Origin of the sequence: Streptomyces sp. SM10, assembly GCF_002910915.1 — a bacterium.
Lineage (GTDB): Bacteria > Actinomycetota > Actinomycetes > Streptomycetales > Streptomycetaceae > Streptomyces.
On the sequence record NZ_NEUF01000119.1, the window covers coordinates 1 to 13099 of the forward strand.

General features: G+C 71.9%; 10 protein-coding genes. 6 read left to right on the forward strand and 4 right to left on the reverse strand.

The features are described from left to right. Positions 1–16: 16 nt before the first annotated feature. Positions 17–1711 (reverse strand): ISAzo13 family transposase, encoded by a 1695-nt coding sequence (locus B9S57_RS18355; RefSeq protein WP_103514838.1) that lies wholly within the window; start codon positions 1709–1711, stop codon positions 17–19. Between the two features lie 67 nt (positions 1712–1778). Here B9S57_RS18355 and B9S57_RS18360 point away from each other — a divergent pair, with 67 nt between their 5' ends. After that, positions 1779–2411 (forward strand): NADPH-dependent F420 reductase, encoded by a 633-nt coding sequence (locus tag B9S57_RS18360; RefSeq protein ID WP_103516652.1) that lies wholly within the window; start codon positions 1779–1781, stop codon positions 2409–2411. A gap of 200 nt (positions 2412–2611) precedes the next feature. On the opposite strand, the gene B9S57_RS18365 is transcribed toward B9S57_RS18360, so the two are convergent. The 3 genes from B9S57_RS18365 to B9S57_RS18375 all read right to left on the reverse strand — a co-directional run bounded on the left by B9S57_RS18365 (position 2612) and on the right by B9S57_RS18375 (position 5830). Beyond that, the gene (locus B9S57_RS18365) at positions 2612–3292 is read right to left on the reverse strand and encodes a hypothetical protein (RefSeq protein WP_103516653.1); all 681 of its coding nucleotides are present in this window, start codon (positions 3290–3292) and stop codon (positions 2612–2614) included. A gap of 152 nt (positions 3293–3444) precedes the next feature. After that, positions 3445–4260, reverse strand: coding sequence for a hypothetical protein (locus B9S57_RS18370; RefSeq protein WP_258036437.1), 816 nt, complete (start codon positions 4258–4260; stop codon positions 3445–3447). Positions 4261–4603: 343 nt separating this feature from the next. After that, positions 4604–5830, reverse strand: a complete 1227-nt coding sequence (locus B9S57_RS18375; RefSeq protein ID WP_103516654.1) for an MFS transporter — start codon at positions 5828–5830, stop codon at positions 4604–4606. A gap of 368 nt (positions 5831–6198) precedes the next feature. Between B9S57_RS18375 and B9S57_RS18385 the strand changes: the two genes are divergently transcribed. The 5 genes from B9S57_RS18385 (at position 6199) to B9S57_RS18405 (ending at position 12892) form a co-directional block, all read left to right on the forward strand. Further along, positions 6199–7956 (forward strand): hypothetical protein, encoded by a 1758-nt coding sequence (locus B9S57_RS18385; RefSeq protein WP_103516656.1) that lies wholly within the window; start codon positions 6199–6201, stop codon positions 7954–7956. A gap of 151 nt (positions 7957–8107) precedes the next feature. Next, the gene (locus B9S57_RS18390; protein ID WP_103516657.1) at positions 8108–8647 is read left to right on the forward strand and encodes a hypothetical protein; all 540 of its coding nucleotides are present in this window, start codon (positions 8108–8110) and stop codon (positions 8645–8647) included. Then, a complete protein-coding gene (locus B9S57_RS18395) occupies positions 8644–9432 on the forward strand; it encodes a hypothetical protein (protein ID WP_103516658.1) in 789 nt (262 codons plus the stop codon). Before B9S57_RS18390 ends, B9S57_RS18395 begins: the two co-directional genes overlap by 4 nt. Positions 9433–9678: 246 nt before the next feature. Beyond that, positions 9679–10476: a VOC family protein gene (locus B9S57_RS18400; protein ID WP_103516659.1), complete on the forward strand. Its 798-nt coding sequence runs from the start codon at positions 9679–9681 to the stop codon at positions 10474–10476. Between the two features lie 202 nt (positions 10477–10678). Then, on the forward strand, positions 10679–12892 hold the full coding sequence (locus B9S57_RS18405; RefSeq protein ID WP_103516660.1) for an AAA family ATPase: 2214 nt from the start codon (positions 10679–10681) through the stop codon (positions 12890–12892). Positions 12893–13099 lie beyond the last annotated feature (207 nt).

Sequence of the window (13099 nt, forward strand, 5' to 3'; positions counted from 1 at the left end):
TAGGGCCTGCCGATTATCAACTCGCCGTCTTGATCTCCGGTGGCGGGGTGATTCCGAGCTGTGTGGCGAGGTCTGCGAGGTCGTCCAGGGTGGCGAGGCGGTGCTCGGCCGGGGCGTTGATGTGCCCGATCTCGTCGAGGAGTTGGTGGGTCTTGCGGATGCGCCGGTTGATGGTCTGGGGCGCGACCGCGAAGAGGCGGGCGATGGCGACCTGGGGAAGCCCGAGCCTCTCGTAGAGGAGGGTGGCCAGGAGCCGGTCGACGAGAGTGAGGCCCGGGCGCCGGCCGGTGTAGAGGCCGGCGGCGGGAGTCTTCTGCCGGTCGCCGCCGCGCCGCTGGTGTAGGTCGTCTTCCCGCTGGGCCGTGCGGGCCGCCGCCAGCTCACCGATGAGCTGGCCCCATCGTTCGTCGTCCATGCCGGTCAGGGCCGGGTGGACCAGCCAGGCGCGGCCGGGGCCGGGCTGGAGCTGAGGCAGTACGGGAGGGATTCCATCCCGACGGTGCTCCTCGGGACGCAGGGTGTAGTTCCAGTCGCCATGCCAGTCGTGGCGGTTCAGCGGCAAGGCGGTCATCTGCCCGTCGCTGACCCTCAATCCGGTCTCATAGAGGGCAGTGTCGAGCTCGGCCCGGATGGCGAGGCCGGTGCGGGTGGTGGTCGCGGCGATGCTGTTGACGATGACGTCATGGCTGGTCAGCGGCCTGCCTCGCCAGTTCATCGTGATGTGGGAGAACAGCCGGTGCTCAATTTTGTTCCATTTTGAAGTACCTGGAGGAAAGTGAGACACGCTGATCTCCAGGCCGGTCTCGAGGGCCAGGGCGGCCAGCTCGAACTTCCAGGCGCGGGTCCGGTGTCCGTTGGAACCGCCTGCGTCCGCGGTGATCAGCAGGCGTCCGGAGTGCGGGTAGGCGGCATGTCCGGCCGCATGCCACCAGCGGCGGATGGAGGCGACGGCGAACGCTGCGGTGTCGTGATCGGTGCCGACGTTGACCCAGCCGGCATCCTCGGCCAGGTCGTAGATTCCGTACGGGATCGCCTTGCCCAGATCGGCGTCGGGAAAGTCGTGAGTACGGACCCGGACCGGTTCCCCCTTGCGATGCCACTCGCGCCCGCCGTTCTTGTAGTTGCCCACCAGCTCCTTCTTCTTGGTGTCCACGCTGATCACGGGGTCGCCTGCTGCCTGGAACTCCTTGGCCTGGTCGTTGATATAGCGGAACTGTCCGTCCCGGTCCGGGTGCTGCTTGCCTTCGGTGGTCTTGGCGTTGCCCTGGAGGCTGAAGCCCTCCTCGCGCAGCACCGCCGCCACCGTGTCCGCCGAGACCCGATGGCCCTGCCGGACCAGCTCGGCGGACAACTGCCGCGTCGACTTCACCGTCCACCGCAGCGGTGACATCGGATCCCCACGCACATTCGGCTCCACCAAAGCCAGCAGCGCGGGCCGCAGCCCCGGATTCAGGTCCACCGCCCGTTTGCGGCCCCCGCCCACCCGGCGGACCCGTCCCAACAGCACGTCACCGGACTCAAGTTCAGCAGCCCCGCGTGAAACGGTGCCCTCACGCACCCCCGCCGCGCGAGCGACGAGCCTGATCCCGCCATGCCCCAGCGAGCGTGCCTCCGCTCCTATGGTCAGTCGCCGCTGACGCTCGTCCAAGTGCGGGAACAGCGCCTGAAACTTCGCCGCCAGCCCGGTCTCGATCCCCTCCGATCTCCCCATACCACAACAACGAGCCACAATCCCGGAAGCGACGGCTTGTTTCCCGGCAGGCCCTTAGCGTCAGACCATGCGTATAGGACTACTTGGCACCGGCAACGTCGCCCGAGCACTGGCCCAGGGCTGGAGCGCCGCAGGACATGACGTACTCCTCGGTTCACGCCACCCCGAGGAACGGAAGGAGTTAGGGCTTCCGGTGGCGGGGCTCCCTGAGACAGCAGCCCACGCGGAGGTGCTGGTCAATGCCACCCCAGGGGCCGTCTCCGTGGAACTGCTGCGCTCCATCGGAGCACCGGCGCTGGCCGACGTCCTGCTGATCGATGTCGGGGTCGGCCTCTCCGACGACTTCACCGAACTCTCGCACCCCAACAGCAGCCTGGGGGAACAGATCCAGGAGGCCTTCCCTCTGACCCCCGTCGTCAAGACGCTGTGCACCATGGACTCCACCGTGATGGGCGCCCCCGACGGACTCGACGGACCGAGCACCGTCTTCCTCTCCGGGGACGACGCCCAGGCCAAGCGGACCACCGGCCGGCTGCTCACCGACCTGGGCTGGCCCTCGTCGTCCCAGCTGGACATCGGTGGCATCACCACCGCACGCGGCCAGGAGCACTTCGCTCTGCTGTTCATGGGCATCGCGAACGGTCTGGGATCCCACACGTTCAACATCAACGTGGTCCCCCGCCCCGGACAGGCCGCCTGAGACCTTGCCCATCGCCCCCGTGACCCGCGACGGACGGCAGGGCCATCCGGCTCCTGCCATGGGGCGCCCTGGGCGGGCCGTTCGCTCCTGCGACCGGTCACCGATGGGCACGTCGGAGGCCCCCGCTCTTCGATGCCGGCGCGACAACTGCGTGCGGACTTCATCCGCCCGCACAGTACCCCCGCGCGAGCGGGTGGCCTCTAACCCTGTCGCGCGGGCCCGAAGGCAGGTGGCCGCAGGTGGTCCCCGGACGGGCCGACATCGCCGTCCTTCCACTCGGGGTCGTAGGCGCAGGGACCGCTGGCGCCGCCCATGAAGTACTCGCGGTCCGGGAACCAGGTGAAGGACATCCGCTCGTCCCCGTCGTCCCGCTGGACGAAGAGGTCCCAGTTGCCCGCCTCGCCGTCACGGTAGGACGAGACCTCCCAGCCGTCGTCCTTGAGCTGCTGGTGCAGGCGGCGGAGTCCGGGCACGGCCTGGCTCTCGGGCACGCGGTCCAGGGCCCAGCTGTGGCTCATCCGGTAGGCGCCGTCGACACTCTCGTCGAGGTTGAAGAGCCCTCCGCTGTAGCAGTAGTCGGAGCCGAGCGTGTTCTCCGTGCTGACGCCGAGATCCTCCACCCCTGGCTGCACGGTGCGCGTGAACCCCAGTACGTCGTACGCCTCTTGGGACTGCTGGAAGGCCCGGTCCGCCATGTCCTGGGGCGCGACCCTGGGATAGTCGGCAGACCCCCATGCGAACCGGAAGGCCAGCACGCACACGAAGGCGAGCGCCGCTCCGCCGCACACGAGGGCGGCGAGGGCGGAAGGACGCACCCTGGGCCTGCGCGGCGCAAGGGCAAGGTCGGGGGCGGGGAAGGGGGTTGCGGGCTCCTCGGACATACGAGGACCGTATGTCCGAGGAGGTGTCCTGCGTATGGGCGCAGCTACCCCGCACGAGGTGGGTACGCCTACTCAGTTGGCCGAGGGAGCGACCCCGTCCCCGCCCCCGGACCTTCTGCGGGGCACACCGGGCTGTCGTGCGGCCGGACCGGTCAGTGTCGTTCGGCGAGCGCGGCTTCGAGGCGGGCCACGTGGTCGGCCTCCGCTTCCTTCCGGACGGCGGCGAAGCGCCGGTCGACGAGCAGGAGAGGCACCAGCCAGATCCAGCCCCACACGCTGAAGGACGTCACCACCCCCGTCTGCCGCAACAGCGTGTTGGTGAGGAAGCAGAGGACGAAGCAGGTCGACCAGGCAACCGTGCGGTGGCGGCCGAGGACGCGTACCGGGGCGTTCCACGGACCGGACAGCGCGGCCATCGTCGCGGCGCGGACGGCGGTGTCACGGTCGACGATGCCTGCCTCCGGCGTCACTGCGCCACCTCCTTGCGCGAGGTCCTGGGACAGCGCACGGGCCTGAGCCTCGGTGTCGCGCCCTTCGACCGCACGAACCGCCGCCTTCATCCTGATGTCTTCCCAGTAGCCACGCCGTGCCCAGCGCTCGGCGGCGGCGAGCTGTTCCGCCTCGGCGGACTGCGGTGCCAGCTCCTTGAGCCGGCGGGAGAGGTCCACGGCCCGGGCAGCACGCCCGGGATGCTCGAAGGAGTCGGCGCGCAGGCACAGTTCGGCGTACCCGGCGAGGAGCCCGAGATGGTCGGCGTCGAGTGCGAGCCCGGCCCGGAACGCCTCCTCCGCCCGGTCATCGTGGTCGTCGTCGTCCTCCACGGCGTGCCCGAGGGCCAACCAGCAGTAGAGATCGGCCTGGGGGCCGAGCTCGTCCAGCCCTTCCTGCGCGGCACGCCGCACAGCTGCGTGCCCCCCGGCCAGGAGCAACTGCTCGCAGCGGCTCTGACAGGCCTCGACCGTGGTCATGTGGGCTCCCCCTCGCTCCTCTCCCCCGCGCGGGGGCCGGGCCAGTGTGTGACTTGTGGTTTTCCCAGGTCAAGGGGGTATCGCCCGCCCCGCCGGCAACGGCCTCCCCGTGGTGGTCGAGGCACAGCGCCGCGTCGCCGCTCGGCTGCGGTGATCGTCGACAGGGCCGCGCGTGGGCGTGCGTACGATCCGCCGGCCCACGCCCGTGCGCGCCGACCGGCTCCCGCCGGGCGGGCGCAGCAGACGGGTGGCCGTTGCTCCCGCCCGGCGCCGGGGGAATCGGCTACCCGCCCGTGAGGCACTGCTCGTTCACGTGTGCCGTGCGTTCACCGGCGCTGTGCGTTCACTGGCGCTGCTCGTTCACCGTACGGTCCGGGGCCGTGTGGTCGGCGACCGCCGTACGCCGTGTCCCGATCGCCGGGGCGAGGAACACCGCCACGGCGACGAACCCGAGGACGAGGATCATGGCCGAGCGCAGACCGTAGTGGTCGCCGAGGAAGCCGAGGCCGGGCGGTCCGACGAGAAAGGCGATGTAGCCGATCATCGCCACCAGGCTGACGCGGGCGGCCGGGTCGGGGCCCGAATCGCCGGCCGCGGAGAGGGCGACGGGGAAGCCGAGCGAGGCGCCCAGGCCCCAGAAGAGCACTGCCGCACCGGCGAGGACCGGTGAGTCGGCGAAGATGACGAGGGCGAGGCCGAGGGCCGCGGACAGTGCGCTGGCACGGACGACGGGGGCCCGGCCGAAGCGGTCGATGAAGAAGCCGCCGCAGAAGCGTCCGATCGTCATGGCGGCGGCGAAGCCCGCGTAGACCGCCGATCCCAGGGCGGGGTCCACGCCGTGGCCGTCGACCATGAGCAGGGGCAGCCAGTCGTTGGCGGCTCCCTCGGCCAGGGCCATGGCGAGGATGATGCCGCCGATCAGCAGCAGGCGCCGGTCCTTCCGGACGGCCGCGCGGGCCGGTGCCGTGCCGCCGTCGGCCGGCCGGTCGCTCCTGGTCCTGCCCACGCCGGCGGGGATGGCGCGGAAGGCGTACACGAACATGGCGGCCGTGACGACGGCCACGGCGGTCAGGTGCCACTCCACGGGGAACTCGGCGGCGGTGCACAGGATCCCGAGGGAGGCTCCTACGACGGTCCCGAGGCTGAAGAAGCCGTGCAGGGTGGGCAGGACCGTCCGGGCGGTGATCCGCTCGACCTCGGCCCCGTCGATGTTGACCGCGACCTCCCCGCCTCCCATGCCGGCCCCGAAGAGGAACAGCCCGGCCGTGACGGTGGGCGCGGAGGAGAGCAGGGCCCCGCACCCGATGACCACCATGCTGACGATGATCAGCACCGTCCCCACGCCCATCACGGGCCTGGTGCCGAAGCGTGCCACCAGTGCCCCGGAGGTGAGGATGCCGAGCATCGAGCCGACGGACAGCCCGAAGAGGACGAGCCCCATCTGCGCGGTCGACGCGCCCAGCAGGTCCCTGATGTCGGGGGTCCGCGTCACCCAGGCGGAGATCGACAGGCCTGGTATGAGGAAGAAGAGGAACAACGCCGTACGGCGGCGACGCGTGGCCAGGTCCATCGGTCTGGTGATCTTTCAGCAGTGCACGGCCGGGCGGACGCCACCCCCGGATGAGTATGTACAAACGTACACTCCTCCGCGGGGCACGAGGAGAGGGTCACCGCGACGCGGAGTTCTCGCGGCCCTACGCGCCCCTGGCCGCCGTTGTGAGCGAAACCGTCGATGCGGCACAGGAGATGATCGTCGCGCACCGCGTCACGACGCCCCCGTACGTCCCGTACGTCCCACGCGCCGGCACCACGACGCACGCCCGCCGCTGCGATCTGTGGCAATCCCATGGCGCGCTGTAATCGGTTGCTCTAGAGTCTGGCGCCTCACAGCAATCGGTTCGCCGCAACTCGCGGCTATCAAGAGGAATTGGGGCCACCTTGACGGTTCCTGCGCAGCCGGACCCGACTCCCGGCCCGGGGCCCTCCCCCAGCCGTTACTCGCACACAGGAACCACCCGCCTCCTCTGCGCGGGCCCCTATCTCCAGGCGCGTTTCCGGCGCCGTGTCGTGGAAGAGCTGGTCGAGCACGACGGGAGAGCGGTGGCGCCGTCGGCCGGCGTCGACGTGGTCCCGGTGCTGGCCCACGCGTTACGGGCCCGCCGGCTCGAGTTGCAGGCCGGCGGACTGGTCGCACTCCTGTGGACGCTGTTCTGGCTGGCCGACCTGTTCGGGGACGGCTTCGGCTGGATGACGTCGTGGAGTCTGGCCGACGGATACGGCCAGAGCTACACGGAACGACACTTCTTCCTCCCGACCGACGTGTTCGAGGAGGGTGACGGCACCCGGCGGTATCCGGGCTCCGGTGTCTGGGCGCTGAACTACGCGATCATCAGCGGACTGCTGTGGCTGGCGCGGAACATGTCCGGACGCGGCACCAGCGTCTACTCCCTGGACGGCCTGCTGCCCACCGCCAGCGGATGGGCCCGGTTCGCTCCCTTCGCGCCCCGGATCCTGCTGGCCCTGTACTGGGCGGCGGCGCTCGCCGCCGTGTGGAACACCTCCGCGAACTGGATGGCCGTGGTCTTCCCGCTGCTGCTGGTGTTCCCCGTGTGGCGGCACCGCGGCGCGGTGGAGGCGGTGATGTGCGACCGTCTCCAGGCCGAGGCGTTCGAACAGCGACCGCGGGAGGAGCTGACCGATCCCGAGTGGCTGCGGGACGTCGGCCAGGCCATCGACAGGGAACAGAACTCGGGGGTCGTCCTGTACGAACCCGCCCGGCCCTTCGTCGGATCGGGTCGCGCCCTGAAGCCCTGGTCCCTCGTGATGGACCTGCGCCGCAGGCCGGGAGCCGACGCGCAGCCGCTCACCGCCGCGGGGGTGCTGAACTGCGTCAGGGAGCGGCTGGCCGATCTGGGCCGGCTTCCGGAGCCCCCGTCCGGCCTGGACCGCCTCCGGGACGTGGAGATCGACGAGCTGGTCTACCTGCCGTCCGGTCCCCCGAGACACGAGGTCGATCACGGCGAGGCCGCGGCGGCGATGCACCGGCTCGCTTCGGTCGGCGAGGGCGGCGAGGCCCGGCGGCACTTCCTGCGGGTCCGCGTCAGCGCGTGGGAGCACCATGTGGTGGTCTCCGTGCTGATCCGGGTGCACACCCAGGGCGAGTTGCTGGTGCTGGAGGTCGTACCGCACGTACTGGACCCGCTCAAGCCGGAGTTCGGGCTCGTCGACGCCATCGTCGAACGGGGTCGCGCGTACCCGGCGATCGCGGCCGGCCGGGCCCTGGTGACCGCTCCCGCCGCCGGAGTGGCGGCGGCCTTCTCCGCCGCCCGTTCCCTGGAGGGCTCGGTCCGGTGGGCGATGCGCCGTGCCGGACACGTCAGCACGGCCCCCTCGGCCGAGGGGGCCGCGGCGTCGGTGAGGGAGCTGGCGTCCGCGCGCGTCCGGTCACCGCTCCTGGAGATGGACGTCAGCCGCTACCTGCGGACCGTTCAGGAACGCATCGGTACGGGGGCGCTCCAGGCCCTGAGCGAGAAGGGCCATGACACCGGGCAGTTGGAGCAGCAGATCGTCCAGGTGAGCAACGGCGGCGTCTTCATCGGAGCGATGAGCGGCGGTGCGGTGGCGACGGGCCGGGGTGCCAGGGCGCGGGCCGACGGGGCGCTCCAGCAGGTGCTCGGCCGCCCGGACGGCCGGTGACCGGCCGACGGGAGTACCGAGGAGAGGCCGGAGAGGTCCGGCCGGAGGACCGGCAGCAGGACCGGCAGCAGGACCGTCGGGGGAACGGCGGGATGGGCGCGCAACCGCGAGCACCGCGGGTACGGCGAACGAGCGAGCAGGGGAGCGGGACATGGGTGGAAACGACGAGGCGGAGCGCCCGGACCGGGAGCGGGACACCGGCGCGGAACCGGCGGCTGCGGAACCGGCTGGTGCGGAACCGGCGGGTGGCATCGTCGTCGGCGAGTTCGACGGCGGAGCGGTCGCGGCCGGGCTCCGGGCCGAGGCCGAGGACGCCGGCAGGCGGATCGGCAGGGCGCAGGGCACGCACGTACCGCCGCCCGTGGTGGCTCCGGTCCCGGGCGGCATCGCCATCGGCCGGATGACCGGGGGCGCGGCGGCCTCCGGTACCGATGCGCGCTCCACCGACCGGTCGGAACGGCTCATCGAGGCGACGCCTCAGCTGGTGGACGCGCTCAGGCTGTTGCGCGGCGAGTCGGGTGAGCTGCGGAGCGAGGCGGCGGAGGCCGAGCGGGAGATCCAGGCCACCGGTGGGGTGGAAGGGGGCCGACTGCGGCGGCTGGCGGCGCTGGCGGGCCGGGCAGCCGGGTCCGTGGGCGGGCAGACGGCGGCCGGAGTTGCCGCAGGGGTGATCTCCGGAATGCTGCCATGAGGGGATGGGACGCCCGGCGGCAGCGCTGGGAGCCCTCCCCGGCCCCGGACACCAAGCAGCCGTACGCCGTGGAACGGGGCCTGCGGATCGCGGCCCTCGCGCTGACGGTGGCGGTGGTGGGCACGGTCGCCCTCGGCGGCGGACGGCTGCTGTTCCGCGACGACGAGGCGCACGGGGTCGAGTCGTCCGCGGAGGCCACCCCCAGCGGGACCGAGGAGAGCGGAACCGCCCCGGGCGCAGGCGGGACCGAGGAGGGCGACGCCGGAACGGAGGAGGGCGACGCAGGGAGCGCGTCCCCCACGGCCGAGGAACCGCCGCCCGGCTTTGTGACGGAGGAGGACACCGAGGGCTTCGGTGTCCAGGTCAGGGAGAGCTGGGAGCGACGGGCGGAGCAGCGCGAGGAGGGCGTCGTCGTCTACTACGAGACGGACGGCGGGGAGGGCTTCCTGCAGGTCTACCGGATTTCCGAGCCGGGCTACACCCCGTACGACGCCCTGGAGGAGACCGACCGGCTGGTGGGCAAGCTCGACGGCTACGAGCGTCTGAGACTGGACGACCTGGCCCCGGCCGACGGATCGCAGGCCGCTGAACTGGAGTACCTGGTACCGCGCGAGAACGGGACGGTACGCCGGTCGCTGCTCAGGGCCTTCGTCGCCGAGGACGGGGTGCGCTGGGTGGTCCTGGTCGCCGGCCCCGAGGACGAATGGGACGGCACCTACGCGGAGTCGGCATCGGTGGCGGCCGACTCGTTCTGCCCGCAGGGCTACTGCCCGGCCACGTCCTGAGTCCGTGTGCCCGGGCGGTCCGTGTGCCCGGGCGGTCCGTGCGCCCGGGCGGTCCGTGCGCCCGGGCGGTCCGGGCACCCCGTCGGCAGGGCGGAACGCCTCCTCCCGCAGGACCTGCCCGGAATCCGGTGATGCAGCCGACCCGCCGCTCCCGCCGCCGACCCTGAGGGCCGAGGCGTGCTCGACGGGCGGTGTCCGGGGGGCGGTGCCACGCTGAAGAGACTGGATCTTCGGAAGGGAACCGCTGTGATCACCACCGATTTCGTCCCCGGTTCGCCCTGCTGGCTGGACCTCGGGACGCCCGACGTCCGGGCCGCCGCCGCGTTCTACGGCACGGTCCTCGGCTGGAGCTTCGAGCCGATGGGCTCACCCGAGGAGCCCGAGGGCGGCATGTTCCGCAAGGACGGCGGCATCGTCGCGGGGCTCGGCAGGCTCACCGAGGAGGGCGCCCGTTCCGCCTGGATGATCTACTACAGCGTCGCCGACGCCGAGAGCACCACCAGGGCGGTGGAGGCCGCGAACGGCACGGTGCGGCTGGCACCGAGGGACCTCGACGCGTGGGGCCGGATGGCCCAGTACACCGACCCGCAGGGGGCCCAGTTCGCCGTGTGGCAGCCCGGGAGCACCAAGGGCGTGGACCTGGTGGACGCCCCGGGCTCGCTGTCGTGGACGGAGCTGTACACGACGGACGCCGCGGCGGCGAAGGAGTTCTACGGCACGGTCCTCGGCTGGCAGTTCGGTGAGATGGAGATGCCGGGCGGCGGGGCGTACACCCTGATCACGCCCTCCGGGCTCCCTGAGGACCGCATGCACGGCGGCCTCATGGAACTGTCCGGGCAGCACCTCGCGCGGACGGGCGGCCAGGGGTACTGGCACCCGGTGTTCGCCGTCACCGACTGCGATGCAGCGGTCGCCGAGGTCACCGGCAACGGGGGCAGCCTGCAGATGGGCCCCGACGACGCGGAAGGGGTCGGCCGGCTGGCCGTCTGCCTCGATCCGTGGGGAGCGGAGTTCGTGGTGCTCGCCCCTGCCGCCCGGAGCTGAACCCGGGCCGACGGCCCCGGAACCAGAGGCCCCCGCCCCGACAGCCGGACATGGGAAATCCCCGACCGCAATTGCGGACCGGGGATTTCCTCACGTATATTGAGTGGTTCTGTGCGCCCACAGAAAAAGGCCCCTCACCGGGGGCCACTAGAAACACCATATCCGGCAGGGAGCGATTTTGTCAACTCGCGAAAACGTCGAATTGCAGAAGGAGCAGGAATTCATCGACCGGCTCTACGACCGTGTCGACGAGCTGCGCGGGATCACCGCGCAGCGTGTCGAGGACGCGTTGACCCCGGTGGGGAACGGCCTGCAGGCCCGGTTGGAGCGCGATGTCCTCGTCTCCGAGCGTTCGGGTCTGCTCGCCGCCCTGAATGCGGTGGACGGCTCCCTGTGCTTCGGCCGTATCGATCTCCGGGACGGCGCCGCGCACCATATCGGCCGTATCGGAATTCGTGAGGACGACACCGCACACACGCCCCTTCTGATCGACTGGCGGGCGCCGGTCGCACGGCCCTTCTATCTCGCCACCGGGCATACGCCGATGGGTCTGCGCCGGCGCAGACACCTCACCACCGAGGGCCGCACGGTGACCGAGCTCCACGACGAGATCCTCGATCTGGGCGACGACGAGCGCAGCGGCTTCGAGGACCCGACCGGTGACGCCGTGCTGCTCGCCGCGCTCAGCTCCGCCCGTACCGGCCGCATGGGCGACATCGTGCGGACGATCCAGGCGGAGCAGGACCGGATCATCCGTGCGCCGCACCGTGGTGTCCTCGTCGTCGAGGGCGGCCCCGGCACGGGCAAGACGGCGGTCGCGCTGCACCGTGCGGCCTTCCTCCTCTACGAGCACCGCGAGCTGCTGGCCAAGCGCGCGGTCCTGGTCGTGGGCCCCAACCCGGCCTTCCTCCGCTACATCGGCGAGGTGCTTCCCGCGCTCGGCGAGACCGGGGTCATGCTCGCCACGCAGGCCGAGCTGTTCCCCGGCGTCCATGCCCGGGGGGCCGACAGCCCCCGCGCGGCGGCCGTCAAGGGCGGGGCGGGGATGGCCGAGGCGCTCGCCCTGGCCGTACGCGACCGGCAGGCGCTGCCGGAGCCCGGCGCACCTGTGGTCGTCCGGCACGACGACGGTGACCTCGTGCTGGACTGGGAGATCGCCTACGAGGCCCGGCAGGCGGCCCGCGAGACCCGGCTGCCGCACAACCTCGCGCGGCCGTACTTCACCTTCCACGTCATCGACGCACTGACCGCGCAGCTCACCGAACGCATCGGCGCGGACCCCTACGGCGGCCCGAACTTCCTGGGCGCGGACGACGTCGCCCAGCTCGGCAAGGGTGTCGCCACGAGCGAGGAGGTCCACGCCGCGATCGGTGACCTGTGGCCGCTGCTCACCCCGCAGGAGTTCCTCGCCGACTACCTGGCGGAGCCGGTGTACCTGGCCGACGAGGACGCCGACGCCATCCGGCGCGCTCCCGGCGACGGTGGGTGGACCCCCGCCGACGTGCCGCTCCTCGACGAGGCGGCCGAGCTGCTCGGGTCCGACGACAGTGCCGAGCGGGCCGCCGCCGAGGCCGAGCGCCAGGAGCGGGTCGCCTACGCGCAGGGTGTCCTGGACCTGTCGCTGGGGTCGGAGACGTACGAGTTCGAGGACGAGGAGGAGTCGGAGATCCTCGCCGCCCACAACATCATCGACGCCGAGCGGATGGCCGAGCGCCACGAGGAGGCCGACCACCGGAGCGCCGCCGAGCGGGCGGCCGCCGACCGGACCTGGGCGTTCGGGCACATCATCGTCGACGAGGCGCAGGAGCTGTCGCCGATGGCGTGGCGGCTGCTGATGCGGCGGTCGCCGACCCGCTCGCTGACCCTCGTCGGTGACCCGGCGCAGACCTCGGAGGAGGCGGGCGTCGGCTCGTGGAACAGGATCCTGGAGCCCTACGTCGGTGACCGTTTCGAGCACGTGCGCCTGGGGGTCAACTACCGTACGCCCGCCGAGATCATGGAGTTGGCGGCCAGGGTGATACAGGCCGAGGACCCGTCGTTCGAGCCGCCCGGCTCGGTGCGGTCCACCGGCGAGGCGCCGTGGACGCGGGACGCCGGTGCGGATCTCGCGGGCGCGGTGGCGCGGGCCGTCGAGGAGCTGACGCCCGGGGAGGGGCGCCTCGCGGTGATCGCGCCGCGCGAGTTGCACGAGGAGATCGCGGGCCCGCTCGACGGGGTCACGGCGGGCGACGAACCCGACCTCACGCGTGCTGTGGTGCTGCTCGGCCCGCGCGAGGCGAAGGGCCTGGAGTTCGACCACGTCCTGGTCGTGGAGCCGGGGCGGTTCGGGACCAGCGACCTGTACGTGGCGCTGACCCGGGCGACGCAGCGGCTGGGCGTCGTGCACCGGGAGGGGCTGCCGGAGTCGCTGCGCTGAGGCGACGCTTCGGCGGAAGGAAGCCCCGTGCGGTCGGTCGGCGTGGGTCCGGGTGCTCGGCCTCGCCGCCCGATCGGCCGGCGAGGCCGAGCACACGGGTGCCGGGTGTCAGGTGGCGTGCCCGGCCCCCCCTGCGACGCTCCCTCGCTCAGCGCTCGGGTCCCGAGTCTCGGGACCCGAGCGCCGGTCCCGCCGGGTTCACCCTTT

Coding starts and splice junctions, on each gene's coding strand:
- B9S57_RS18355 (WP_103514838.1), bottom strand. CDS start 1,711: ATGGGGAGATCGGAGGGGATCGAGACCGGGCTGGCGGCGAAGTTTCAG.
- B9S57_RS18360 (WP_103516652.1), top strand. CDS start 1,779: ATGCGTATAGGACTACTTGGCACCGGCAACGTCGCCCGAGCACTGGCC.
- B9S57_RS18365 (WP_103516653.1), bottom strand. CDS start 3,292: ATGTCCGAGGAGCCCGCAACCCCCTTCCCCGCCCCCGACCTTGCCCTT.
- B9S57_RS18370 (WP_258036437.1), bottom strand. CDS start 4,260: ATGACCACGGTCGAGGCCTGTCAGAGCCGCTGCGAGCAGTTGCTCCTG.
- B9S57_RS18375 (WP_103516654.1), bottom strand. CDS start 5,830: ATGGACCTGGCCACGCGTCGCCGCCGTACGGCGTTGTTCCTCTTCTTC.
- B9S57_RS18390 (WP_103516657.1), top strand. CDS start 8,108: ATGGGTGGAAACGACGAGGCGGAGCGCCCGGACCGGGAGCGGGACACC.
- B9S57_RS18395 (WP_103516658.1), top strand. CDS start 8,644: ATGAGGGGATGGGACGCCCGGCGGCAGCGCTGGGAGCCCTCCCCGGCC.